Genomic DNA, 24,757 nt, shown 5'->3' with positions numbered 1-24,757 from the left:
GAGTTAGGACTTGTGGCGATTCACAAGTCCCATAATTATTCACTTTTCTGCATGAGGAGTTTGTTCTGAATAAAACGCGGCAACATCGCGCAAATCTTCATCATTTAGCATGCGTAATTGGGCTGCCATCATTTCTGCCAAAGGACCTAAGCGAAGCCCATCTTGATAGGCTTTCATAGAATCATACAGGTACTGAGCATTCTGACCGGCTAGGTTAGGGTAAGCGTCGTTTGTCGTCATGCCGTTCGAACCATGACAGTAAACACAGCTTGGCGATTTAAGTTTGCCTTTATCAACGTCACCAAAAGGTTTCGCCACAACAGAGGAAGAGAGAAGAAGAGACGTTAGAAGCACGTATCTAAGCATGAAATGCACTCATTGTAGTTCTTGAAAGCGCATAGAATAAAGCTTCCCCTTAGGGGAAGCTCAATGATCAAAATCAAGTTAAAGCAGAGATTTAAGGCTAGATAGGAAGGTATCGACGTCTTGTGCCGAAATATCTTTGTGCGTCACGAAGCGGATTGGGTTTCCTGGCGTAATCGTGATGCCTTGCTCCTTCATCTTTTCTGCGATACCAGCAATATCCACTTGTGGATCAAGCTTGGCAAAGACGATGTTGGTTTGAACAAACTCTGGATTAACAGAGAAACCAAGCAATTCCGCCAAACCTTCCGCCAAGGTTTTTGCGTTGATGTGGTCTTGTTTTAGCTGTTCTACTTGCTCGGTAAGGGCTAGTTTACCGGCTGCGGCAAGAATACCCGCTTGGCGCATACCACCGCCGACCATTTTTCTTAGGCGGCGTGCTTTTGCGATGTACTCTTTGCTACCAAGCAGTAGCGAACCAACAGGGGCAGCCAATCCTTTCGACAGACAAATAGTCATTGAATCAAAGTACTGACCAATCTCTTTCACAGGAACATCAAGCGCGACAGCTGCGTTAAATACGCGAGCGCCATCTAGGTGCATCTGCAAGTTATGTTTGTTTACGAACTCACGAGCCTCTGCAAGGTAAGAAAGAGGAATCACTTTACCGTTGATGGTGTTTTCTAAGCTAAGTAGGCGAGTACGTGCAAAGTGCGCGTCATCTGGCTTGATAGCAGCTTCTAGCTTATCGAATGGCAAAGTACCGTCTGGGTTGTTCTCAATCGGTTGAGGTTGAATAGAACCCAGTACCGCAGCGCCGCCAGCTTCGTACTTGTAGTTATGCGCTTGCTGACCACATAGGTATTCGTCACCGCGCTCACAGTGTGCCATTAAGCCAAGTAAGTTTGCTTGTGTACCAGAGGTCGTGAACATTGCCGCTTCAAAGCCCGCAAGCTCGGCAGCAAATTGCTCTAACTCGTTAACGGTTGGGTCATCACCGTACACATCATCGCCGACAGGAGCGGTAAACATTGCTTCACGCATTGCTTGGGTAGGTTGCGTAACGGTATCTGATCGAAAGTCCATAATTCTCTCCTCGGTCGAAAAGACCTAAATATAACCGCAAAGACGAGCTTTGCTTAGGCAAGCGATAGTTTTGGCATCCGTAATAATGCCTTGAATAATTTGTTGTTCGAGTTCGTCTCGTGACAATGTCACTACTTCAATGACTTCGTCGTCGTCACACTCGTATCGATTGGTTTTGTTCAGTTGTTCGGCAACAAACAAGTACTGGATTTCATCACAGAAACCAGCAAGAGGGGTAACTTGACCAAGCGATGTGAACTTTTCGGCGCTGTATCCTGTTTCTTCTTCCAGCTCTCTTTGAGCACAGTGCAAAGGATCTTCATCGCCTTCACGTGTACCAGCAGGCAATTCAAGCAGCCATTTGTTAAGAGAGGGACGGAATTGATTAACAAGAACGATGTTGCCATCTGAAGTAATAGGTAAGATAACGGCAGCACCGGGGTGTTGGATAGTGGTATGTGTGATCATCCGACCAGTTGGTAGTTTAACTTCCTCTTCGACTAGAGAAATCTGCTTCCATTTATGAATTGTATTGCTCATGCAGTTGTGGATCCTAGCTGTAACCGTGCATTGACGTGTTTTGCACATTAACCACAAACCACCGGAAACAAAAGAAGAAAATGGTTTCATACTCTTGCGAAACCAGCACATTCAGTGAGTTATGTCTCATAAATGAAAACTATGGTTGCTCGCGCACGCGCGCGAAGAGCATCTGGTATAAACGAGGTTCACTAAAAAATACACTTGTAACAAAGTGATAACAAATGTATAAAATTATATATACAGCCTCAGTTCAACAGCCGGAGCTTCTATGATTCAACCATCTTTCGCATCTAATGCAGAAAAGGCGCTTCTTTCAGAGCGTATCAACAAGCTAGCGAAAGCGTTAACTGATGGCGTTTACGAACGCGAACACACCATCAAACTTTGTCTTCTTGCCGCTCTTGCCGGCGAAAGCGTCTTCCTTCTTGGTCCTCCAGGGATCGCAAAAAGCCTAATCGCAAAACGACTTATCCAAGCTTTTGATAATAGCAGTTATTTTGAATACCTCATGACGCGCTTCTCAACACCTGAAGAAGTGTTTGGTCCATTGAGCATTCAAGAGCTAAAAGACAACGGTCGTTATGTCCGTCTTACTCAAGGCTACTTACCAACGGCGCAAGTGGTTTTCCTTGATGAGATCTGGAAAGCGGGTCCTGCGATTCTGAACACGCTATTGACCGTTGTGAACGAAAAGACATTTAAAAACGGCAGCGATATCGAACGTGTACCGATGCGCCTTTTGGTTTCTGCATCAAACGAGCTGCCAGATGAAGACAGCGGCTTAGACGCACTTTACGACCGTATGTTGGTGCGCGTGTTTGTAAACCGCATTCAGGACAAACAAAACTTCAAATCCATGCTGACAGTGGGTACGTCTCAAGAAGCGCAAGTTCCAGAGGGCTTGGCGATCACAGACGAAGAATACCACCGCTGGCAGCAACAGCTCGACAAACTCACTCTAACCGACAACGCATTCGAAAAGCTATTCCAACTAAAAACCATGTTGGAAACCAAAGTTGAGTCTGAGTTTGGCGACGCATCATTAACGGACATGTACGTGTCTGACCGCCGGTGGAAGAAAGCGGTGAAACTGCTTAAAGCAAGTGCGTTCTTCAATGGGCGTGACGAGATCAATCCACTTGATCTTCTGCTACTTCAAGATTGTTTATGGAACAGCCCTGAGTCACGCGATGTCGTTCGCGGTGTGATTCAAGAGTTCGCTCTTAAACATGCCTTTGACCAGCAAGAAGCTGAACAAGAAATCGAATACTGTCGTGAATCTTTGGTTGATGTACAGCATGAGCTTGAAGACAAATACCGTATGACGCTAAACGCAGAAGCGGCAACAGGTCTGCTTCGCAAAGAAACCATGAGCTTCGATACATCCAAAGCGAAAACTTACAAAGTAGGCGCGGCGGTGAATCTGGTTAAGTTGGTTATTCTGCAAAGCAACATGTCGGTTTCTGAATCAGAGAAGGGCGATAGCCGCTGGGTATACGTGCCAAAAGACGAGCTTGACCGAGTGATTAAAGAAGGTCATGGCGATGTGTATGGTTACGTGAACCAAAACACCAATATGTGTCGTCTGCGTTTTGATGTCGATGCTGCCAACAACCTAGTGATCCGTGACATTGCCAACCGCGGCGTGTTGGTGAGCTTGGTTACCCAACAAGGTTTAGACGTTGAGCTTTACCAAAAATGGTTGGCAGAAAGCGAAAAAGCAGTCAGCCAATTGAGTGAAGCTGAACATCATATGCGTAAGGTTAAAGCCAACTTCCATGGCGCATTACCACACAGTTTCGTGGATCCAGAGTTACCACGTCTAATGGAGTCGAGTCTGCAACAGGTGAGCCAGAGACTTGAGTCTATTCAAGGTGAAAGCGAGAAGATCATTCAACGCTTCAAAAACTTACATCAGTTTTTCTCTTAAGGAGACGACATGTTAGGTGCAGACGGACTCAACTTAGCGCTCATGGTGGCGGATTCAGGCATCATTGACAGTGCGGTTAACGATTTAATGGCGCGTTCACAAGTCATGATGATGGCAGAAAACCGAGGTATGAAATCCTCAGTGAAAAACCATCTGCTTAAATGGCGTGGCAACGTGAAAAAGCGCATGACGAAAGTCTGTGAGACAGAGCGTTTTCAACAGGAACTCGCGCTCTACCAAGAAGTGATTTATTGGGATGAGAACGAGTTCTTTGAGCGCATTGATGACGTGATCAAGAAGCTTGAGTGGCACTCAGCGTTTTACATGCAAGCGCGTCGCATGATGGAGAAGAACAAGGGCGTGAATAACCCGATGTTCCCTCATTACTTTTGTGACCAGTGGTATCAAAGCCTTGCTGAAGCAATCAAACAAGCGCAAGTCTCTGAGCTTGAAGAGAACAAAGAAAAAGTCCTCAACGATCTTTATCAACGTATGGAAACCATGCGTAACATGGATAAAGTGACGGAGTCTGGGGACGAAGAAAGCGTAGGGCGCTTATGGGATATGGCGTCAGCTAAGTTGAGTAAAACTGACCTAACCGTGATGAAGCGCCACGCAGAGTTCCTTAAAAAGCACAAAGGCTTACAAGAAATTGCAGAACAGCTTGGTCGCATGGCGGGACAAGTGAATGATCCTGACCTCAACCGCGCACCAGCAGAAGAGCTGCAAATGGTTGAGGAAAAGAGTGACGAAGCGACAGACGATATCGTCGGTATTCATGAAAGTGACGACCTCAACAAACTGCTACCTAACGAAACCATGTTTTTGGCGTACCCAGAGCTGGAAGTTGTGTTCTATAAGCATTTGGTAGATAAACGTTTGATGAACTACCGCACGCAAGGTAAGTCTCGCACACTGCGTAAAGTGAAGGCGCACAAACCCGATCATAAAGCAGTGGACGTTGAAAAAGGACCGTTTATCGTTTGTGTTGATGCATCAGGCTCGATGAGTGGCTTCCCAGAGCAATGTGCTAAAGCTATGGCTTATGCACTGATGCAAATCGCTCTCGCTGAACAACGAGATTGCTACGTGATCATCTTCTCCACGGAGCACATTACTTACGAGTTAACGCGTCAGGATGGCTTACGTGAAGCTGCCGACTTTTTAACTTACAGCTTCCATGGTGGTACGGATTTGGAGCCAACGTTGATTAAATCCATCGATTTGATGAACAGCGACAAATACAAAAACGCCGACATGGTTGTTATTTCAGACTTCATTGCGCCAAAACAGCAAGATGAATTGCTTGCAAAAGTCGACGCGTTAAAAGCGAAGAAGAACCGATTCCATGCCATTAGCTTGTCGAAGTACGGCAACCCAGCGTTAATGTCGATGTTTGACCACACTTGGTCTTACCATCCAAACGTAGTAGGACGCTTGTTTAAACGCGTTGCCAACGGTTAACCACGAGAGTTAAGATAGAAAAGCGGCACTGATTGCCGCTTTTCTTTTGTCTATCTGTTTTGATTTGTCTTAACCAAAGTGAGTAAATCTGGACGGTTTAGGTCGAATTAACATCGGATTGGTTTAAAACAAAGCAAACAAACAGAAATTTTGGATTTTTGTTTGACTATATTTCCTGAATCCGTAAAGTAGCAACCAACGCAACGGGGCAGAGCCTTTAAGCGTAAACAATTTGGCGCCTTGGCAGAGTGGCTATGCAGCGGATTGCAAATCCGTGGACCTCGGTTCGACTCCGGGAGGCGCCTCCATATTTTTGGGTATGGCAATGGCGATATCCAGATGCAAAAGCATCACCAATAGACCAGCGAAAGCTGGTTTTTTTGTATCTGATGCTTGGCAAGCTGAACAAGCACTCGTTGAGTGTTTGCATACAGAAAGATGCGCTTCTCAAGTGTGACTTCTCAGCCAGCATTTAGCTTTAAAGCCCTTTACAATATGTTCTTCAACAAGGAAGCAGTGAAGACACATGAGAAATACCGACGACTACATTATTTTCTATCATTTGGTTGAGCAAGGTTCATTCAGCGCCGCAGCAAGACAAATGGAACTTACTAAGTCGGTCGTCAGTAAGCGTATTGCCAAATTAGAGCAGGAGATAGGCGTTCAACTGCTTTATCGAACCACTCGCACGCTAAAACTGACAGAAGCAGGGCAATCCTTCTTCGAACATGCGCGTAGCGTTTACCAAGCCGTCGCAACTGCAGAAGAATCCATTGTTGGTTTAGGTAAGAGCCTATCCGGCAACATCAAGATTACCGTTCCGACCATCTCTGGTGAACTTATCCTTCCTACGGTTATTTCTGAATTCAACCAAGCTTACCCTGATATCAACATTGATATGGAGCTGGACAACCGGTTTGCTGACATCGTCAACGAAGGTTTTGACCTTGCTATTCGCACTGGGGTTTTACCAGACTCAAGCCTAATCGCACGCAAGCTTGTTGATGCAAACTGGATTGTGTGTACATCGCCTAAGTACGTCGCCAAACATGGCAGACCAAAAACGCCGGACGATCTCACTAAGCACAACTGTTTGGTTTACGCCTATCAAGAGACAGGTGCACGTGAGTGGGTTTTCAAGCGTGATGATGAGGTGTATCAGGTTAAGGTAGATGGGAATCTATGTACCAATAACTCATCTGCGTTACGTAACGTCGCTTTGCTAGGGCAAGGTATTATTTATGTGCCTCGGGTGCTGGTTTATGAAGACTTACAGCAAGGCAAACTGATTCAGTTGTTTAAAGACGAAACAGCTAAGTGCTTGGGTATTTATGCCGTGTACCCATACACTCGTCAGCAACCAGAAAAGATTAAGATCTTTATCGAGCATCTCTATCAGTGCTTTCAAAGTCGTAGCCATCAATTCTAGTGGCTCAACTTTTCTCAAAGGAGTGATTCTCCTTTGATTGAAGGGATTTGCTCTAAATTTTAAACTCTCCACTCTAACTATTTTCTTCACTGATCGGCAATGTCACAGCCATATAACGCTGCTATAACGTCATGGTATTCACATGTTGTGGTTTTGTTCTGACTCAATATTCTGACAAGGTCAGGAATACAAAGCCTCGTCATCCCTTTTAACTTTCTTGTTCTTCGATATCGTGCACATTTGTTAACAATGTACTTTGCTATTGTTTCTTTTTGGAAACGATAAGTTTCTTTGTTGATTTTACAGTTCTAAGAATTTTAAGTGATTGAATGTATGGGTAATTAATGTAGTTAACTTGATCTGGGCGTCGTTATCGGACTTTGGTGGCATGGACGTTCAGATTCGGACTACTTATATTGGCTGGGTATAATAACTAGAGATACGGATATGAAACAGAAGCAGCTCATCGACGCGTTTGTCACCATTGTCGGGGAAGAAAATGTCCTTACCGATCAAATCAAAACCAAGTATTACCGCAGTGGTTTTCGCTCAGGAAGCGGCACGGCGTTGGCGGTGGTTTTTCCTAACACTTTGCTAGAGCAGTGGAAGGTCATCCAACAATGTGTCGACAATAATTGCATCATCATCATGCAGGCGGCTAAGACGGGTCTGACCGAAGGCTCAGCGCCAAGTGGTAGTGATTACGACCGCGATGTGGTGGTGATCAATATCACCAAGATGAAGCAAATCTATCTGTTAGACGGGGGTAAGCAAGCCGTTTGTCTTCCGGGGGCGAGTCTGCATTCGTTAGAAAAAGAGTTGCGAGCAGTTAATCGCGCGCCGCATTCGGTGATTGGTTCTTCTTCTCTTGGAGCAACAGTTGTAGGTGGTATTGCGAACAACTCTGGTGGCGCTTTGGTTAAACGTGGTCCTGCTTACACAGAATTAGCCATATTCGCTCAGGTGGACAAAGACGGTAAGCTCAATCTTGTTAACCACCTTGGTATTGAAGGATTAGGCTCGACGCCTGAAGAGATCTTACAGAACATCCAAGATGGTAATTTCGACCCAGATAAAGTGATTCATGATGAACGTATGGCGTCGGATAAAGAATACGATGAACGTGTCCGTGATGTGACGTCTGATATTCCATCACGCTTTAATGCCGACGAACGCCGTCTGTACGAGGCGAGCGGTTGTGCGGGTAAACTGGGCGTGTTTGCGGTTCGAGTCGACAGCTATCCAATCCCAGAGAAAGAGCAGGTGTTCTATTTAGGCACTAACGACCCAGAGAAATTGACCAAGCTGAGAAAAGACTTCCTTACTCAATTCGAAAACTTACCAGAAATGGGTGAGTACCTTCACCGTGATATCTTCAACATGGCGGAAAAATACGGTAAAGATGTGTTCCTTTCTATCGATTTATTAGGCACGGACAATCTGCCTAAGATGTTCTCGCTAAAAGCTAAGGTTGAAAACTTCTTAGAGCGTGTACCGTTAGTCAGTAAATACCTGCCAGATACTATTCTCTACTACGCAAGCAAGCTATTCCCACAGCACCTTCCTAAGCGCATGTTGGAATACCGTGATAAGTACGAGCACCATCTTGTACTTAAAATGAGTGACGGCGGTATTGCCGAAGCGCAGAAATACCTCAAAGAGGTTTGGGCAGCTGAGCACGATAGTGACTTCTTCGAATGTACACCAGAAGAGGGTAAGAAAGCGTATCTACACCGTTTTGCAGCGGCAGGTGCAGCAATTCGTTACGAAACCATTCACCGCAAGGAAGTGGAAGACATTGTTGCTCTCGACATTGCGTTACGTCGTAACGATGAAGAATGGTTAGAAACATTACCTGAGGAAGTAAGTAAGAACCTCGTTAAGTCTCTCTATTATGGGCATTTCATGTGTTATGTGTTCCACCAAGACTACATCTTTAAGAAGGGTACAGACACCAAGCTGATGAAGAAACTGATGCTGGAGCACCTAAATAGTCGTGGCGCGAAATACCCAGCAGAACACAACGTAGGTCACTTATATGAAGCAGAAAACTCGCTACAAAAGTTCTATCATCAACTTGACCCGACCAACACCTTTAACCCAGGCATAGGTAAAATGGACCGCTACAAGCGCAACTGTAACTGTTGTGCTTAAGCACTAAACCGATATGATGTGGAGAGTCGCTTAAACAGTGGCTCTTTTAGTAATAAATGGTGGTAGAAGTGGTTTGAATTTTAATCGAATCGCTCAACTCCCATACGTTCAGTCGTGTTTTTAACCATCTGAATCAAAAAGAATAAATTTTTGTTGACCTAAAATCTTAATCCGTTAAAGTACGCCTCGTTCTCACGGCGAAGGTCGTTAGAACAGATGGTGTTACCATCGCATTGATTGCGTTGCCCTGGTGGTGGAATTGGTAGACACAAGGGATTTAAAATCCCTCGACGTTCGCGTTGTGCCGGTTCAAGTCCGGCCCGGGGCACCATCCGAAAATTGAGTGGGTGAATTTAATATCCCGCCGTCGAGTTGACCGGCCTAGTGTCGGATCATCAATTCCGGCTCGGGTCACCATCTCAAATTATGCGACACTAGCTCAGTTGGTAGAGCGCAACCTTGCCAAGGTTGAGGTCACGAGTTCGAACCTCGTGTGTCGCTCCAGTTGAGGCGCCTTGGCAGAGTGGCTATGCAGCGGATTGCAAATCCGTGGACCTCGGTTCGACTCCGGGAGGCGCCTCCATTATTTTCGAAAGCTCGTCATCATGACGGGCTTTTTTCGTTTTAAAGCATGATAATTCATCGCTTAAGTCTCAATTTCGCTACGCTTTTTGGTTATCTCCTCCCTGATTATTTGATCGTGATTCAATAATTTCGCTCAATTAGTTATTGGTTTTATAAATGTTATACAACTCAATAATTGTAGAGGGTGATTGGTGATAATTTCTCCACGATTGTAGTCCGAACTTTTTGTTGTACAACAGACGGTTAGTTGGATCTCTTCCAGTCGTCATGTTGGCTCTCCAAGTTCGAACTTCGTTCTAAAACGTGAGAGAAAAATAATGAAAACATTCAACCTTAAACCCACACTTTTACCTTTAACTTTGCTGCTGAGTTCGCCGGTATTGGCGGCACAAAATGGAACCATGATGCAGTATTTCCATTGGTATGTGCCAAATGACGGTGCACTCTGGACACAAGTTGAAAACAATGCGCCAGCACTATCCGACAACGGTTTTACAGCGCTGTGGTTGCCACCAGCATATAAAGGCGCAGGTGGTAGCAACGACGTTGGTTACGGTGTTTACGATATGTATGACTTAGGGGAGTTTGATCAAAAAGGATCGGTACGAACTAAGTACGGCACCAAAGACCAATATCTAAATGCCATCAAAGCAGCACACAAAAACAATATCCAAATTTATGGTGACGTAGTGTTCAACCATCGTGGCGGTGCAGATGGCAAGTCGTGGGTCGATACCAAGCGTGTGGATTGGAACAACCGCAATATTGAACTCGGCGATAAATGGATTGAAGCATGGGTTGAATTTAGCTTCCCAGGACGTAACGATAAATACTCAGACTTCCATTGGACGTGGTATCACTTTGATGGCGTCGATTGGGATGACGCAGGTAAAGAGAAAGCGATCTTTAAATTCAAAGGTGATGGTAAAGCATGGGATTGGGAAGTCAGTTCTGAAAAAGGCAACTATGACTACCTCATGTACGCAGACTTAGACATGGATCACCCAGAAGTGAAGCAAGAGCTGAAAGATTGGGGTGAATGGTACTTAAACATGACGGGTGTTGATGGCTTCCGAATGGATGCAGTGAAACACATCAAATATCAGTACCTACAAGAGTGGATCGATTACTTGCGTAAGAAAACGGGTAAAGAGCTCTTTACCGTTGGTGAGTACTGGAACTACGACGTGAACAATCTGCACAACTTTATCACTAAGACTTCTGGCAGCATGTCATTGTTTGATGCTCCGTTACATATGAACTTCTATAACGCTTCACGCTCGGGTGGCAACTTTGATATGCGCCGAATCATGGATGGCACCTTGATGAAAGACAACCCAGTGAAAGCAGTAACACTGGTTGAGAACCATGATACGCAACCACTACAGGCCTTAGAGTCTCCGGTGGATTGGTGGTTCAAACCACTTGCGTACGCGTTCATTTTGCTTCGTGAGGAAGGTTATCCGTCAGTCTTCTACGCAGATTACTACGGTGCGCAATACAGCGATAAAGGGCACGATATCAACATGGTGAAAGTGCCTTACATTGAGCAATTGGTGAAAGCGCGTAAAGATTATGCTTATGGTAAACAACATTCTTACCTTGACCACTGGGATGTGATTGGTTGGACACGAGAAGGGGATGCGGAACATCCGAACTCTATGGCGGTTATCATGAGTGATGGTCCTGGCGGAACAAAGTGGATGTACACAGGTTCACCGAGCACACGTTATGTCGATAAACTAGGTATTCGTACCGAAGAAGTATGGACTAACGCTAGTGGATGGGCGGAATTCCCAGTGAACGGCGGATCGGTTTCTGTTTGGGTTGGCGTTAAATAATCTCGAGTGAAGAGTTGCAGGTGTGACCAATTTCGAAAATAGCATGCATTTAATCAATGTCTTATTTGATATTCATGAAACAAATGCGTAACTTTATTGTTGAGCATTATCAGTAGGCAGATTAAGGAAAGGAATCTATGCAGGAAGTTGCAACTATTGCGATTATATTCGGTGCAATATTCGGTGGTGGTATCGTTAAGTTGATTCTTAATCATCGCAAGGAAGTAAAAGCGCTCGAAATCTCTGAGCGTAAACTGATGAATCAAGAAGAGCGAGATGGTCTTAACAAACAAATAGACGACCTGAAACAGCGCGTCGAAGTATTAGAGCGCATCGTTACTGACAACAAATACCAACTTGATAAAGAAATTGCGTCTTTGTAATTCTGAACCAAGAACAAAGAGCCAGTTTAATACTGGCTCTTTTTGTATCTGTCGCTGAATCACACGAAAGCGAAGTAATGGATTAACGCTCATCAAAGAAGTCTTTGTTGCGAATGTACTTGCTCATTAAGTGATAGGAAAAAGGGCGGATCAACCAACTTACCAAAGAACGCCCAAGGCGCATTAACGTTGGCGTGTTCTCATAAATTCTTCCATTATAAAGCCACAACATTTTACCTACATGCCAATAAAGAAAAGGTACCGGAGGCATAAAAGTAACAATATCGATGTCGCAACAGATTCGATAGGTTTTGTGACTTAAACGATAGTGTTTCTTGAATGTCCAATTACCAATCGCTGGTTGACCAAATGTCACCACTCGTTTGATGCTTTTTGGGTACTTACGTTCGATATAGTCGGCAAACACGCTGCCAATTGCGCCGCCCGACGAATGTCCAGTAATGGTGATGCGCTTACCTTGTAGAATCAGAGGTACAACGGTGGCTTCTAGCCGCTCAATCACGCTCAAACCGAGACGATCTTCATTTCGAGAAGGTTGGCTTTCTTGAAACAACAAATGGTAGAAACCTGCATGGATGCGATAGTTAAGTCCTAATCGCTTGCAGCTACGAGTCCACATGGCAAAGTTCAGCAACCAATCGGTAATACTGTGCGAGCCTTTAATAACCACAACGACCTCAGTACGTTTTTTACTCCATAAAACACGGATCATGGTTTTGCCAAATTCGTTTTTAATGATCCGCTGCCCATTAGGGTCAAACCCATAGCGTGTCTGTTTAAAGACTCTGGGGTAGGAGAGATTACACAGCACGGCGTAGCGTTCGTATTGGTATCGTTTTAATGGCTTCACGTTTTTCTTCTTAGTCTTTGTCAATTTAAAACTCTAGACATGAAATATGAAAAACCGATGAAATGAGCAGGACTAAATTCAGGGTGAAATTTGATAAGTGAAGTGGAGGTTCTTTGTTTGTACTCAAGCGAGCTTAGCGCTTGAGTACGGACACATAAAGTGTGGACAAAGTTAGTTTGATGCTTGATGAAGAAACTCAAGTTGTTGTTTTTCTTTATCACTCATCTCATAAGGCTCATCAGAGAGAAGACCGGAATCAAACGCGCCGATTGGATATACTTCGCTTTCGCTTTGACCGTATTGCGCTTTTTCTCCCGGAAATCCAGACATGCGTTCTATCATGATGTCACGCAGTTCATAATCCGTTTTGCCTTTTAAAAGGACTTTATGGAAAGCCTTAAGCTCAATGGTTTGCTCTCCTTCCGATAAACGCTGCTTGTGCACCAATGACGCAATCGCGGAGCCGTTCGATTGATACAGGTTCCCCCTTACTCGATAGATACCAGCTTTATCAATTTGTAACGTAATAGGAATGATCATATCAGTATTTTTTTGCGTGCCGCTGCCTACATTGACAATACTTGCGACAGAATGAAAGAGACGTAAATCAGTACTAATGACGTCTTCGCCTTGCTCAAAAGTGATATGTGCAACCAGCCTTAACTCTTCTGGCCAATCAGGTTTTGGGGATATACGCCAGCCGGTTTCTTCCATCGTAAAAGTGGCGAGTGTCTTTTGCTGCTCAATATCTTCGACATCTAGTGACGCTGTCACTATATTGCTAGAGGATTTCAAATTGACTTCGATATCGTCTGGGAAGAAGTGGCGATACTTGGTTAAACTAAGTGTCGCTGTGTCTTTTCCATCTAATACGGGAACGGGCACTTCCTCAAAATGGTTCCAATCTAAATAAGGACTATTCTCTCCAAGGATGGGCTGGGAATATGAGGGGTATTGTAAAACTTGCTCGTGACGCACTGCGATTAACTCGAGATCTTGCGAAGAAGTAATATCCTCTATCAGCGGAGAATCGTCATACTCTACGTTGGCTGGCTCTGTTGTTACTTGCCTTGGCTTAACGATAGAAGAAGCTTGCTTATGTGGCATGAGATCTTGGGATATTTCAGTTTGAGTCGACGTTTCAGGTTCGTCGGAGGGGGATTTCAAAATAAAGAGTGTGACAGCACCGAGCGTTACGAACGCAACAAGGGCAATAAGTTTTTTGTTGTTCATATTCAATCTCTTGAATCATCCACTGTGGGTAAACAGAGCCAAACGATGTATTGCTTGGCTCCTGTACGGATTTAAACTGAACTTAGTTATAATCCTGCAGCAATCTCAGACATTGTATCTTGTTGGGAACCTTGAACATAAATGTACTTACTGCCGAACCATCCATTTTGTTGATAGCTATCGACTTTGACTGAGTGACCGTCCGCGAGTGCAACAGAAGTGTTGCTAGACGTCACTTTCCCTTTGTGCTTTGAGCCAATCACTTCGCTGTGGCTGTAGCCATTTCCCATGATGAAAGGGTAATGGTTAGGCATCAAGCTTGTTACACCTTTACTTTGTGAAGATACTTTACCGTCCATCGCTAAGTGAGTCGAACAACTGTCGAAACTACCGGAGCTAGAAGAACCACAGGATGAGTGCGCGGCTACAACGCCATCGTCTTTGCCCGGTAAGAAACTTGCTGTTGCTTTAAAATAATCACTCCCATTGCCGACAAAACGAATGCGAGGAATTCGGTGATCAGGCAGCATCGCTATTTGGCGAGCATTTGAGACTTTAAGGTCGTTTAACACTCCAGTGTTGTTTTTGTTTGGAGTATCACCAAGCCAGAGCGAAATAGCATAGCGCATGGCACTGTTTGTCCAGCCGCCACCTTCCGTAATATTGATGACGATATCACCCAGCTCTGAGCCACCACCGGCACCTGCGAAGTCGAAGGTGGCAACGACGTTGAGGGGAGTAAGCCCTGCGTTAGTTAGCCAGTTCTCTTGGTTATCAAGGAGATACCTTGCGACAAGATCACCGGTAGAGTGGGTCACTAAGATACAACCCGGCTGGCATGTCCCATTTCTCGACAACTCTTGAAGCTTCGGCCAAACGTAATCACTGGTAATTTTACCTTCGACGCGCTCTTGCGAAGGCCAGTCAATCCGCGCATCGGCGTATTGCATCCAATAATCTTTCCAATAATCCGCTCCTTCTGTTTCAACTTGCGTTCGCGAAGGTTGAGTTTGCAATTGATCGGGTTGGAAACCGTGAATGAGGACTACTTTGTAATCCCCAATGGCAGCGTTGGAAACTCCGGAAAATGCCATCGCCACTGCGAGTGAGGCAACTTTTGTCATTTTATTCATGATGTTATTAACCTTTGAATGTTTAGACTTGCTAGTAATAGCAACGTTTAATAAGCAAAAAACAAACATCAAAACCACTTTTGCTCAATGGTATGATTAGCGCCATGAATAAATACTAACAACACATCGGATCAGTGAAATGTTAGCGAGGTACAAGAATGAAGATTTTTTTTGCTATAAATGAGAGCATTTGCCTAAGTGGTTTATAAAATTGTTGATAAATTCATTATTTTATCCTCTCGTCTCGGGGACCATTATTCGTTGAAGGGCATTCATGGAGAGTACGTTGAGAAAAAACATCATGTAAGAGTGATGGATGTGTACATGGAATGGTCGAATTGGGTGCGGAGTATTCGCCTGAGTCTGCTTTTTAACCGCATGAATAAAAAAGATAAAATTTGTTGTTGACCTAAAATCTTAATCCGTTAAAGTACGCCTCGTTCTCACGGCGCAGGTCGTTAGAGCAGGTGGTGTTACCATCGCATTGATTGCGTTGCCCTGGTGGTGGAATTGGTAGACACAAGGGATTTAAAATCCCTCGACGTTCGCGTTGTGCCGGTTCAAGTCCGGCCCGGGGCACCATCTCAAATTCTGCGACACTAGCTCAGTTGGTAGAGCGCAACCTTGCCAAGGTTGAGGTCACGAGTTCGAACCTCGTGTGTCGCTCCAGTTGAGGCGCCTTGGCAGAGTGGCTATGCAGCGGATTGCAAATCCGTGGACCTCGGTTCGATTCCGGGAGGCGCCTCCATTCAATAAAGTACCATTACATATCTATTGAATGTTTACTGTATAATTGCTGCTTATTAAAACGAAGGCGTTGAAGATAAACGACTCTATCTCGGTTTAGTAACGTGGTGATAATCGAAAGAGCAAACGCTCTTACGAACCTTTCAAAGTTTCAAAACGAAACACTATGGCGCCTTGGCAGAGTGGCTATGCAGCGGATTGCAAATCCGTGGACCTCGGTTCGACTCCGGGAGGCGCCTCCATTCTCTTTCTTGTTTCAATTCAGACCTCTGACCAATCGGTCGTGAGAATTCGCCTGTTCGTTGTGATTCTTCGATAAAAGTATCAATAACCTTTACATCTAACTCTTAATTCTATTTCACCCTGATTTTCGACTGGGCATAACTGCTCAACGATCTCAATTTGATCATTCAACTGTATTAACAGAACGTTGTTGTCTATAAACTATGTGCATTACTAAGGGCTAATTGATAACATCATATATTAACACTTGTTAATATATGAAAGTGTTAGTCTTTTTGCTCAGGAAGAGCGTATTCGGTTTATGGAGAAACACACGTGTTAACACAATTGAGCAGGCAAATCGTAGTCTTGATGATGAGCACTGCATCTTATACTGCTTTTGCAGCGTCAATGGCAAGTTACCCAGAAGGGTGGCAAGATTGGCCCGTTGTTAAAGAGTCACAAAACCTACCTGCAGATACTGTCCTGCCGCCAGATACTTCACTATTTATTCAAGAATCCGTAAGAGCCTACAGCTGGATCAACAATGGTCAGGGGTCACCACTTACTATCCGAGTGAATCCGAACAAAATAGAGCAATACAAAACTCACGGTCCGTATACAGATGGACCGACGGCGGTGGCGATTTCAGAAGTAGAAGGTATCGTGTGGGTGACAGAACATATTGGAGGTATGGCAATTTATGGCAGCTATGACCGTAAAGGAAAAGACATTAGCCATTCACATCCTTCATTGGCGCCTTCGTTTTGTCAAAGTTGCCATACTACTTATCAGGACATCTGTATAAACGGTACTTGCGCAGAGCCCGTTTTGGATGTGTACAAAGATAAGCAGTAGTCCAAAGTGAGTAATCGAGTTTTCGGTTGGTTGACGATAAACCAGATGCTTTTTTTATCGCATCTGGTTTTAGTGATTTCCATTATTTCTGGGTTGTCCTATACGCGCTTCCAAAGTGAATGGGATATGCGTATCGAGCATGCAGTGATTATGGCGAAAACGCATCTGTCTTCACAAATGACGTTTCTCTCCGGCTCTATAGCGGGTCGTAATTATGCAAACTTGATGATGCCTTCGACCAAAGAGAACTTCAGAGCCATCGATGGTCTACTGTTTGTTGAGGTCTCCGGCACGTCAGATTACAAAGAACAAAAAGTGGCAGTTCGATATTTGGCACAATCCAATCAAGTGTGGCGAATTGATGTCAGCGATCAGGAGGTAAGGGCGCTCCAAGCGCAAAAGGGAAATCTTGAGCATATCTTGGCGGCGACGCCTGACACAGATGAAATTAAGCGTAATAAGCTCCAATACCTTATCAACAAAGCAAAGGTTGATTTAGAGGCACTACAAATCAGCAAGGGGCTCAATCAAGATACCAATCTTCCATGGACAAAAGACTATCTTCGACAAACCGACTTCTACTACGATGCCAATCTATCGGTGCTTCATGTTTGTCTGCCTTTAAGAAACGTAAACGGTGGCTACATTTGGGCGGTATTAGATGCAAGTAAACTCGACACTATCAAAACGACGCTAATTAAAGAGCTGCTTAATGAGGCGTTAATCGCTTCGTTAATTTCTATGGTGATGATATACATGGTCACCATGTGGATTGTTAGCCCACTCAAGCGTCTTTCAATGTCGATGAAAAAAGACATTGAAAAGATCGACCAATCGTATATTCCTGAAATTCAGCGTTCGGATGAAATTGGTGACTTAGCTCGTTCATATTCCAGCTTGATTACGAAAATCAAAAACCAGTTGCGCGTTCTTCGTCAACAAACTGATACCGATGCCTTGACGGGATTAGGGTCGCGTTACTTGTATAAACGTACTGCACCACTGTTTGTTCAGCAAACGGTAGGTAGTATGAATTATGCCTGCTTCGTTTTGTGCGATATCGATAACTTTAAAAAGTTTAATGACACATACGGACATATCGAAGGGGATAACGCGTTATGTGATGTTGCTGAACTCTTTCGCTCGTTTCTAGGGAAAGACCAACCTTCGTTTCGATTAGGCGGCGAGGAGTTTGCCTTGCTTGTTTACGGGAATACCTTAGATGTGCTTCAAGCAAAAGTAGAACATTTAAGACAAGCCGTAGAGGCTTTAGCCATTCCACATGCCAAAAATCTTCCATCACAAGTTGTGACCATTTCAGTAGGGGCGGTGCCTCTGACAAAAATAACGCCTTATCCGAGTGTGGATGCATGCGAGAAAGCACTCGAACAAGCCTTTGAGGTTGCGGATAAAAACTTATACCTAGCCAAAGATAAAGGACGCAACGTTGTGATTATGGACAAACCAATTGAAATATAATCAGCACAGCCTAATGGTGTAAAAGAGTAGGGCTTACTCTGATCTAGTTTTATCGCATCATAAAATCTTGAATTTTTTCAAACAAATTCAATACTGCTAAACCGTTTTCAACACGTACCTGCCAAATAGATTCATTTTATTTATGAAGAAATGTTAAGAGTTTATCTTCTTGGTGATGAATTACTACACAAAGATGTAGCAAATTTACCGTTAGACCCTTTTAAATCGAGGGTTTTAACCTATCTACCCCTTTAGGGTAGTTTGATTCCGTAATTGATTTACATCATGTATTAATTTTCTTTCACATTTAACAATGCGCTCAGTTATAAGAACCTAACCCTTAGGAAGTACAATGAGCAAGTTGAAGCTAGTAGTCATCGGTAACGGTATGGTAGGCCACCGTTATATCGAAGACTTAGTCGAGAAAGCTGATATGTCTAATATGGACATTACGGTTTTCTGTGAAGAACCTCGTGTCGCATACGACCGTGTGCACCTTTCCTCTTACTTTTCTCACCATACTGCAGATGAACTTTCTTTAGTGAAAGAAGGCTTCTACGAGAAACACGGCATTAACATGTTGATCGGTGAGCGTGCGATTAACATCAACCGTGAAAACCGCATTGTTTACTCAAGCACTGGTCGTGAAGTTCAATACGACAAGCTGATTCTTGCTACTGGCTCATTCCCATTTGTTCCACCTATCAAAGGTCACGAAAGCAAAGACTGTTTTGTTTACCGCACTATCGAAGATCTTAAAGCGATCGAAGCGTGTGCGAAGAAGAGCAAATCAGGTGTTGTTGTCGGTGGTGGTCTGCTAGGTCTCGAAGCAGCAGGTGCATTGAAAGCACTAGGTGTAGAAACGCACGTTGTTGAGTTCGCACCAAAGCTAATGGCTGAGCAACTTGATCTAGCTGGTGGTAACCAACTTCGTCAAAAGATCGAGCGCATGGGCGTGAACGTTCACACTAGCAAAAACACGCTTGAGATCGCGGCAGAAGGCACAAATGCGCGCAACGTTATGCGTTTTGCTGACGGTTCAGAGCTAGAAACAGACTTCATCGTATTCTCCGCAGGTATTCGTCCACAAGACAAACTAGCGCGCCAAATGGAACTAGAAGTGGCGCCTCGTGGCGGTGTCGCTATCAACGACCATTGCCAGACTTCTGATGAGAACATCTACGCCATCGGTGAGTGTGCGTCTTGGAACGAAATGTTCTACGGCCTGGTTGCTCCTGGCTACAAGATGGCAACAGTTGCCGTTGATCACCTACTAGGTAACACAGAAAGCAAATTCGAAGGCGCTGACATGTCTGCGAAGCTGAAACTTCTTGGTGTAAAAGTAGGTTCAATCGGTGACGCAAACGGTCGTACCGAAGGCTGTAAGAGTTACGTTTACCAAAACGAAGAGCAAGAAGTTTACAAACGTCTTATCGTTTCTGAAGACAACAAGAAACTGCTTGGCGCGGTTATGGTCGGTGACACCTCTGATTACGGCGACCTGCTTCAACTTATGTTGAACGAAATCGACCTGCCAGAGCACCCGGATGCGTTGATCCTTCCTGCACACGCAGGCGCTGAGAAACCGGCACTAGGTGCAGACGCTCTACCAGAAAGCGCAGTAATCTGTTCTTGTTTCGACGTAACAAAAGGCAAGATCGCACAAGCGGTTGCTGATGGTCACCACACATTGGGCGACATCAAAGCCGTGACTGGCGCAGGTACAGGCTGTGGTGGTTGTATTCCTCTAGTCACTTCTGTTCTAAATGCTGAGCTTGCTAAATCTGGCATCGAAGTGAAGAACGACGTGTGTGAGCACTTTGCATACTCACGCCAAGAATTATTCCACCTAATCCGCATTGAAGAGATCAAAACGTTTGATGAGCTTCTAGAAAAATACGGTAAAGGTTATGGCTGTGAAGTTTGTAAACCATTGGCTGGTTCTATCTTGGCTTCTTGCTGGGGTGAGCACATTCTTAAGCCACAACTGGTTAAGCTGCACGACACGAACGACAACTTCCTAGGTAACATCCAAAAAGACGGTACTTACTCTGTGATCCCACGTATGGCGGGTGGTGAAGTAACGCCTCAAGCACTGGGTGCGCTAGCGAACGTTGCTGCAGAATACAACCTATACACCAAAGTAACCGGTGCTCAACGTATTGGTCTGTTTGGTGCACAAAAAGACGATCTTCCAGAGATCTGGCGTAAGCTTATCGACGCTGGTTTCGAAACAGGTCAAGCGTACGCAAAAGCACTTCGTATGGCGAAGACCTGTGTTGGCTCAACTTGGTGTCGTTACGGTGTTCAAGATTCTGTTGGTTTAGGTTCTTACATCGAGAACCGTTACAAAGGCATTCGTACTCCTCATAAGATGAAGTTCGGTGTTTCTGGCTGTACTCGTGAGTGTGCGGAAGCACAAGGTAAAGACCTTGGTATCATCGCGACTGACGCAGGCTGGAACATGTACGTATGTGGTAACGGCGGCATGAAACCTCGTCACGCAGACCTACTAGCAAGCGACCTAGATAAAGAAACGCTAATCAAGTACATCGACCGCTTCATGATGTTCTACATCCGTACTGCTGCGCCACTACAACGCACATCAGTTTGGATGGAAAACATGGAAGGTGGCGTTGACTACCTACGCGAAGTGATTGTTGAAGACAAACTTGGCATCAACGCGCAACTAGAAGCAGACGTAGCGAAGCTTGTCGACGAATACGAGTGTGAGTGGACTGCGACTATCAACGACGAATCACAACTGACTCGCTTCGCGCACTTCATCAACTCTGACAAGCGCGATGAAAACGTCGTGTTTGTACAAGAGCGTGAACAGCACCGCCCAGCAACCTTCACGGAAAAACACCCTGAAGCGAAAGGCGACATCCTACACGTAGCGATCACTGAAGCATAAGGGAAGGTTGATTATGTCATTTGAAAAGATTTGCCAAATCAGCGACATCGTACCGGGCACAGGTGTTTGTGCACTGGTTGATGGTCAGCAAGTTGCGGTATTTCGCCCAACACAAGCAGAAGAAGTGCTGGCGATCAGCAACACAGACCCGTTCTTCCAATCAAACGTGCTTTCTCGCGGTTTGATCTGTGAGCACCAAGGCGAGCTTTGGGTGGCAAGCCCACTTAAAAAGCAGCGCTTTAACCTGACTACAGGTGCGTGCATGGAAGACGAGCGTTTTAGCGTGAAAGCGTACAAAACGCGCGTAACCAACGGCGAAGTAGAGATTTCTGCATAAGCTTGGTTTCCATTCCCTCCTCTAAGGGGGAGGGAATGAACCGAGATCTAGATTTAATAGGTAAAGGCTTTCCAGAGTCATCTGCGGGGGACAGGGAAGCGAGATGTTACTGAGTTAACGGGAAGCCTTTCTCTATTCAATCTTTAATTTTTTAACTTTCACTTTTTGAATAAGGACACATTCATGTCTACTGATTTTAAGCCTGCAGAATTCGTTCAAACCATGATCAACGTGGGTGAAGCGAAAACCAACACCAGTACTCGCGATTTGTTACTCCGCGGTACAATGGCGGGTATCATCCTGTCGCTGGCGGTGGTTGTGGCTATTACGACTATCGTACAAACGGGCGTGGGCGTTGTGGGTGCGCTTGTCTTTCCAGTTGGTTTCGTGATTCTAAGTGTGATGGGTTACGACCTAGTAACAGGTGTTTTTGGTCTGGCTCCTCTAGCTAAATTTGCAAACCGTCCTGGTATCACTTGGGGTCGTATCTTCCGTTGTTGGGGTTTGGTTGGTTTGGGTAACCTAATCGGTTCTCTAATCGTTGCTTACCTAGTGGCTATCTCTCTAACAGGTAACTTCTCTCTAGAATTGAACGCAGTAGCGAAGAAATTCGTCGCTGTTTCTACAGCACGTAGTCTTGGTTTCGAAAACATGGGTATGGACGGATGGATCACGTGTTTCGTTCGCGGCATCTTCTGTAACCTAATGGTGTGTCTAGGCGTTATCGGCAACATGACAGCACGTTCAGTATCTGGTCGCGTAGCAATGATGTGGTTCCCAATCTTCATCTTCTTCGCACTAGTATTTGAGCACACAGTGGTAAACATGTTCCTATTCCCACTAGGTATGATTCTAGGCGCTGATTTCGGTATTGCGACTTGGTTGAACTTCAACCTTATCCCAACCATCCTAGGTAACATCGTTGGTGGTCTAGTGATGACTTGTATTCCACTGTACCTAACTCACGCTAAAACTGCGCCTTCTATCAATGTTGAAGAAGAAGTAAAAGCACAGCCTGCAATGGCTAAATAATCGAGGTTTATTGCCAATATTAGGTAATGAACAAGTCGGGACTCTCTTTGGACTTGAACTGAGAGAGTCCCGACTACGCTCCTTCGTCGCTTTCGGGAATGACTCATATAGGGGCAATTCAACAAATACAGCTCATCTAATGCGAAAACAAGCAAAGCGAAAAGCCTGTCATTCCTTAGATGAAGGAACTTCAGAGCAGGGAACCTCGTTCCCATATACTAATAAGCTATTTGGCTATAAAAAGCGTTTCTTTGTCAGAGTCTCTCTTTATATCTAAATTTTTCGATAGGCGTTGATATGACAACTGTTAACTCATCTTTAAACAGCGGCTTTGTTTCTCTTGTTGGTGCAGGTCCGGGTGATCCAGATTTACTGACAGTAAAGGGCTTAAAAGCCATTCAAGCAGCCGAAGTTGTGGTGTATGACCGATTGGTGTCGAAAGACATTCTAGAGTTGGCTCACGCATCAGCAGAGATGATCTACGTAGGTAAAAAGTTGGACTTTCACTGCGTGCCTCAAGATCAAATCAACCAAATCTTGGTGCAAAAAGCGCAAGAAGGTAAACGCGTTGTACGTCTAAAAGGCGGCGATTCATTTATCTTTGGTCGTGGCGGTGAAGAGCTAGAAGAGCTAGCAGAATTCGGCATCAAATACGAAGTGGTTCCGGGTATCACAGCTGCTGCGGGTGCAACGGCTTACGCAGGTATTCCATTAACGCATCGTGACCACGCGCAAAGCGTTCAGTTCATTACTGGCCACGTACAAAAAGATGGTCGTGAGATTGAATGGCACTCGCTAGCGCAGTCAAATAACACGCTTGTGTTCTATATGGGGTTGAAACAAAGCGGTCATATCATGGATAAGCTTATCACACATGGATTAGACCCAGAGATGTCATGCGCTATCATTGAAAACGGCACACGCACAGAGCAGCGTGTATTCCAAGGTAAGCTGAACGAGCTATCTAATATGGCAGAACAAGCAGTAAGCCCTGCGTTGATTGTGGTTGGCAGCGTGACGCAATTGCACAACAAGTTGGACTGGTTCGGAAAATAACTGAAGACTTAGTCTTAAGCATTAGATCGCGCAAGGACTGCGTTTCTGTTGCATCTCTCTTTTTCGCATTGGCATTTCATCGATCAAATCGTTGATGAACTGCCAATCAGTCTTCGCACCCCAGCGGTGTTTCTCTTCTCCGTCTTTACCCAAAAGAATCGCAGTGTGTTGACCTGCTTTGACTTCGTAGAGAGCAGCCAGCATTTTCAAATCGAACTCTTCTTTTAACCATGAAGGTTCAGTAAAACCGTCCTCTGCAATCACTAAAGTGATCACATCGCGGTCTTCCAATTCACATTCATTCATCAAAGCTTCGAGCAAAAACTGTTTTACGTGGTCGTCATTCGCAGGGGCAAAGTATAGGACACTGCGATGTGGCCAGTACTGTGAGTGTGCTGGATAACCAAACGTATTGCCTGATATGAGGCATGCAAGCAAAAGGGCTAACGTCGACTTGTTCATGGCTCCCTCCTTGAAACGTGAGACTTCGTTTATCACGTTATACGGTAAGTTTAGTGGAATTAGCTCATTGTGCTTTGGTCCAAAGTGGCATAGGGTATGCGGCAAACAAATAAAGCGTATTAAATAGATGAACTCTGAAAGCAAACAAAAGATCGCAATCTTAGTCGACGTACAGAACGTGTATTACACCTGTCGTGAAGCGTACCGCAGCAATTTTGATTACAACCAGTTTTGGTATGTCGCGACACGAGGAAAAGAAGTGGTAAGTGCACGTGCCTATGCCATTGCGAGCAATGACCCAAAACAGCGTCAGTTCCACCATATTTTGCGTGGTGTTGGGTTTGAGGTGATGCTTAAACCTTATATTCAACGTCGTGACGGGAGCTCGAAAGGCGACTGGGATGTAGGTATTACACTAGATGCGATTGAGATTGCGCCGGAAGTAGATGAAGTGGTTCTGGTATCTGGCGATGGCGATTTTAGTTTGTTGGTGGAACGCATTCAGCAACGCTTTAACAAGAAAGTCACAGTGTATGGCGTACCAAAGTTAACTTCCCAAACCTTGATTGATTGCGCGGACCATTTTGTTGCTGTCGATGACGACTTTCTTCTTTAACTTCTTCTCGCTGTAT

At 44.8% G+C, this 24,757-nt stretch carries 20 protein-coding genes and 8 tRNA genes; 21 read left to right on the top strand and 7 right to left on the bottom strand.

The window, feature by feature from the left end; all coding sequences use genetic code 11:
- Nucleotides 1–39: 39 nt before the first annotated feature.
- The 3 genes from NL647_RS04575 to NL647_RS04565 all read right to left on the bottom strand — a co-directional run bounded on the left by NL647_RS04575 (nt 40) and on the right by NL647_RS04565 (nt 1,989).
- Nucleotides 40–366: a cytochrome c gene (locus tag NL647_RS04575; protein ID WP_017190809.1), complete on the bottom strand. Its 327-nt coding sequence runs from the start codon at nt 364–366 to the stop codon at nt 40–42.
- Between the two features lie 78 nt (nt 367–444).
- A complete protein-coding gene (gene ltaE / locus NL647_RS04570) occupies nt 445–1,449 on the bottom strand; it encodes a low-specificity L-threonine aldolase (protein ID WP_253649709.1) in 1,005 nt (334 codons plus the stop codon).
- Between the two features lie 24 nt (nt 1,450–1,473).
- Nucleotides 1,474–1,989, bottom strand: a complete 516-nt coding sequence (locus tag NL647_RS04565; protein ID WP_009705326.1) for an NUDIX hydrolase — start codon at nt 1,987–1,989, stop codon at nt 1,474–1,476.
- Between the two features lie 271 nt (nt 1,990–2,260).
- Here NL647_RS04565 and NL647_RS04560 point away from each other — a divergent pair, with 271 nt between their 5' ends.
- From NL647_RS04560 to NL647_RS04515, 10 genes are all read left to right on the top strand, one after another.
- On the top strand, nt 2,261–3,922 hold the full coding sequence (locus NL647_RS04560; RefSeq protein WP_009696114.1) for an ATPase RavA domain-containing protein: 1,662 nt from the start codon (nt 2,261–2,263) through the stop codon (nt 3,920–3,922).
- A 9-nt stretch (nt 3,923–3,931) separates the two neighbouring features.
- Nucleotides 3,932–5,386 carry an ATPase RavA stimulator ViaA gene (gene viaA, locus NL647_RS04555; RefSeq protein ID WP_005443815.1) on the top strand — a complete coding sequence of 485 codons (1,455 nt, stop codon included), beginning with the start codon at nt 3,932–3,934 and terminating at the stop codon, nt 5,384–5,386.
- 234 nt (nt 5,387–5,620) lie between these two features.
- Nucleotides 5,621–5,694 (top strand) — tRNA-Cys (locus tag NL647_RS04550).
- Nucleotides 5,695–5,912: 218 nt separating this feature from the next.
- Nucleotides 5,913–6,815 carry a LysR family transcriptional regulator gene (locus NL647_RS04545; protein WP_253649708.1) on the top strand — a complete coding sequence of 301 codons (903 nt, stop codon included), beginning with the start codon at nt 5,913–5,915 and terminating at the stop codon, nt 6,813–6,815.
- A gap of 447 nt (nt 6,816–7,262) precedes the next feature.
- Entirely contained in the window at nt 7,263–8,969 is a 1,707-nt protein-coding gene (gene dld, locus NL647_RS04540; protein WP_050908728.1) for a D-lactate dehydrogenase, read from the top strand.
- A 244-nt stretch (nt 8,970–9,213) separates the two neighbouring features.
- Nucleotides 9,214–9,300 (top strand) — tRNA-Leu (locus NL647_RS04535).
- A 97-nt stretch (nt 9,301–9,397) separates the two neighbouring features.
- Nucleotides 9,398–9,473 (top strand) — tRNA-Gly (locus NL647_RS04530).
- A gap of 5 nt (nt 9,474–9,478) precedes the next feature.
- Nucleotides 9,479–9,552: transfer RNA gene (locus NL647_RS04525), tRNA-Cys, on the top strand.
- A gap of 319 nt (nt 9,553–9,871) precedes the next feature.
- Complete coding sequence (gene amyS, locus NL647_RS04520) at nt 9,872–11,395, top strand: alpha-amylase (RefSeq protein WP_005446966.1); 1,524 nt, start codon at nt 9,872–9,874, stop codon at nt 11,393–11,395.
- A gap of 137 nt (nt 11,396–11,532) precedes the next feature.
- A complete protein-coding gene (locus tag NL647_RS04515) occupies nt 11,533–11,778 on the top strand; it encodes a hypothetical protein (protein WP_005446964.1) in 246 nt (81 codons plus the stop codon).
- An 82-nt stretch (nt 11,779–11,860) separates the two neighbouring features.
- Here the strand turns inward: NL647_RS04515 and NL647_RS04510 are convergent, their stop codons facing one another.
- The 3 genes from NL647_RS04510 to NL647_RS04500 form a co-directional block, all read right to left on the bottom strand.
- The gene (locus NL647_RS04510; RefSeq protein ID WP_253649707.1) at nt 11,861–12,649 is read right to left on the bottom strand and encodes a lipase; all 789 of its coding nucleotides are present in this window, start codon (nt 12,647–12,649) and stop codon (nt 11,861–11,863) included.
- Nucleotides 12,650–12,820: 171 nt separating this feature from the next.
- Nucleotides 12,821–13,882, bottom strand: a complete 1,062-nt coding sequence (locus tag NL647_RS04505) for a hypothetical protein (protein WP_253649706.1) — start codon at nt 13,880–13,882, stop codon at nt 12,821–12,823.
- An 86-nt stretch (nt 13,883–13,968) separates the two neighbouring features.
- Nucleotides 13,969–15,015, bottom strand: a complete 1,047-nt coding sequence (locus NL647_RS04500) for a hypothetical protein (RefSeq protein ID WP_026138207.1) — start codon at nt 15,013–15,015, stop codon at nt 13,969–13,971.
- 495 nt (nt 15,016–15,510) lie between these two features.
- Between NL647_RS04500 and NL647_RS04495 the strand changes: the two genes are divergently transcribed.
- The 10 genes from NL647_RS04495 to cobA all read left to right on the top strand — a co-directional run bounded on the left by NL647_RS04495 (nt 15,511) and on the right by cobA (nt 23,663).
- Nucleotides 15,511–15,597: transfer RNA gene (locus NL647_RS04495), tRNA-Leu, on the top strand.
- Nucleotides 15,598–15,608: 11 nt separating this feature from the next.
- A tRNA-Gly gene (locus NL647_RS04490) sits at nt 15,609–15,684 on the top strand.
- 5 nt (nt 15,685–15,689) lie between these two features.
- Nucleotides 15,690–15,763, top strand: a tRNA-Cys gene (locus NL647_RS04485).
- A gap of 167 nt (nt 15,764–15,930) precedes the next feature.
- A tRNA-Cys gene (locus NL647_RS04480) sits at nt 15,931–16,004 on the top strand.
- A 352-nt stretch (nt 16,005–16,356) separates the two neighbouring features.
- On the top strand, nt 16,357–16,842 hold the full coding sequence (locus NL647_RS04475; RefSeq protein WP_009696661.1) for a hypothetical protein: 486 nt from the start codon (nt 16,357–16,359) through the stop codon (nt 16,840–16,842).
- Nucleotides 16,843–16,968: 126 nt separating this feature from the next.
- Nucleotides 16,969–18,321 carry a diguanylate cyclase gene (locus NL647_RS04470; RefSeq protein ID WP_080971581.1) on the top strand — a complete coding sequence of 451 codons (1,353 nt, stop codon included), beginning with the start codon at nt 16,969–16,971 and terminating at the stop codon, nt 18,319–18,321.
- Nucleotides 18,322–18,673: 352 nt separating this feature from the next.
- Nucleotides 18,674–21,238 carry a nitrite reductase large subunit NirB gene (gene nirB, locus NL647_RS04465; RefSeq protein WP_045487527.1) on the top strand — a complete coding sequence of 855 codons (2,565 nt, stop codon included), beginning with the start codon at nt 18,674–18,676 and terminating at the stop codon, nt 21,236–21,238.
- Between the two features lie 13 nt (nt 21,239–21,251).
- Nucleotides 21,252–21,575, top strand: a complete 324-nt coding sequence (nirD, locus tag NL647_RS04460) for a nitrite reductase small subunit NirD (RefSeq protein ID WP_005387969.1) — start codon at nt 21,252–21,254, stop codon at nt 21,573–21,575.
- A gap of 183 nt (nt 21,576–21,758) precedes the next feature.
- Nucleotides 21,759–22,607, top strand: coding sequence for a formate/nitrite transporter family protein (locus NL647_RS04455; RefSeq protein WP_050938212.1), 849 nt, complete (start codon nt 21,759–21,761; stop codon nt 22,605–22,607).
- A 297-nt stretch (nt 22,608–22,904) separates the two neighbouring features.
- The gene (cobA, locus tag NL647_RS04450; protein WP_009700199.1) at nt 22,905–23,663 is read left to right on the top strand and encodes a uroporphyrinogen-III C-methyltransferase; all 759 of its coding nucleotides are present in this window, start codon (nt 22,905–22,907) and stop codon (nt 23,661–23,663) included.
- A 21-nt stretch (nt 23,664–23,684) separates the two neighbouring features.
- Here the strand turns inward: cobA and NL647_RS04445 are convergent, their stop codons facing one another.
- Entirely contained in the window at nt 23,685–24,125 is a 441-nt protein-coding gene (locus NL647_RS04445) for a DUF4174 domain-containing protein (RefSeq protein ID WP_005446943.1), read from the bottom strand.
- 127 nt (nt 24,126–24,252) lie between these two features.
- Between NL647_RS04445 and NL647_RS04440 the strand changes: the two genes are divergently transcribed.
- Nucleotides 24,253–24,741, top strand: coding sequence for an NYN domain-containing protein (locus tag NL647_RS04440; RefSeq protein WP_253649705.1), 489 nt, complete (start codon nt 24,253–24,255; stop codon nt 24,739–24,741).
- Nucleotides 24,742–24,757 lie beyond the last annotated feature (16 nt).

The sequence above is a fragment of the Vibrio sp. Y29_XK_CS5 genome (assembly GCF_024181835.1).
Taxonomy (GTDB): Bacteria; Pseudomonadota; Gammaproteobacteria; order Enterobacterales; family Vibrionaceae; genus Vibrio; species Vibrio harveyi.
This window is presented reverse-complemented; position numbering and strand designations above follow the sequence as displayed.

Bases quoted from the DNA above. Each gene is read 5' to 3' on its own strand.
- dld (WP_050908728.1), top strand. From the start codon at position 7,263: ATGAAACAGAAGCAGCTCATCGACGCGTTTGTCACCATTGTCGGGGAA.
- NL647_RS04545 (WP_253649708.1), top strand. From the start codon at position 5,913: ATGAGAAATACCGACGACTACATTATTTTCTATCATTTGGTTGAGCAA.
- nirB (WP_045487527.1), top strand. From the start codon at position 18,674: ATGAGCAAGTTGAAGCTAGTAGTCATCGGTAACGGTATGGTAGGCCAC.
- cobA (WP_009700199.1), top strand. From the start codon at position 22,905: ATGACAACTGTTAACTCATCTTTAAACAGCGGCTTTGTTTCTCTTGTT.
- NL647_RS04470 (WP_080971581.1), top strand. From the start codon at position 16,969: ATGCGTATCGAGCATGCAGTGATTATGGCGAAAACGCATCTGTCTTCA.
- NL647_RS04455 (WP_050938212.1), top strand. From the start codon at position 21,759: ATGTCTACTGATTTTAAGCCTGCAGAATTCGTTCAAACCATGATCAAC.
- NL647_RS04440 (WP_253649705.1), top strand. From the start codon at position 24,253: ATGAACTCTGAAAGCAAACAAAAGATCGCAATCTTAGTCGACGTACAG.
- NL647_RS04575 (WP_017190809.1), bottom strand. From the start codon at position 366: ATGCTTAGATACGTGCTTCTAACGTCTCTTCTTCTCTCTTCCTCTGTT.
- NL647_RS04565 (WP_009705326.1), bottom strand. From the start codon at position 1,989: ATGAGCAATACAATTCATAAATGGAAGCAGATTTCTCTAGTCGAAGAG.
- NL647_RS04475 (WP_009696661.1), top strand. From the start codon at position 16,357: ATGATGAGCACTGCATCTTATACTGCTTTTGCAGCGTCAATGGCAAGT.
- amyS (WP_005446966.1), top strand. From the start codon at position 9,872: ATGAAAACATTCAACCTTAAACCCACACTTTTACCTTTAACTTTGCTG.
- ltaE (WP_253649709.1), bottom strand. From the start codon at position 1,449: ATGGACTTTCGATCAGATACCGTTACGCAACCTACCCAAGCAATGCGT.
- NL647_RS04515 (WP_005446964.1), top strand. From the start codon at position 11,533: ATGCAGGAAGTTGCAACTATTGCGATTATATTCGGTGCAATATTCGGT.
- NL647_RS04445 (WP_005446943.1), bottom strand. From the start codon at position 24,125: ATGAACAAGTCGACGTTAGCCCTTTTGCTTGCATGCCTCATATCAGGC.
- nirD (WP_005387969.1), top strand. From the start codon at position 21,252: ATGTCATTTGAAAAGATTTGCCAAATCAGCGACATCGTACCGGGCACA.
- NL647_RS04500 (WP_026138207.1), bottom strand. From the start codon at position 15,015: ATGAATAAAATGACAAAAGTTGCCTCACTCGCAGTGGCGATGGCATTT.
- viaA (WP_005443815.1), top strand. From the start codon at position 3,932: ATGTTAGGTGCAGACGGACTCAACTTAGCGCTCATGGTGGCGGATTCA.
- NL647_RS04505 (WP_253649706.1), bottom strand. From the start codon at position 13,882: ATGAACAACAAAAAACTTATTGCCCTTGTTGCGTTCGTAACGCTCGGT.
- NL647_RS04560 (WP_009696114.1), top strand. From the start codon at position 2,261: ATGATTCAACCATCTTTCGCATCTAATGCAGAAAAGGCGCTTCTTTCA.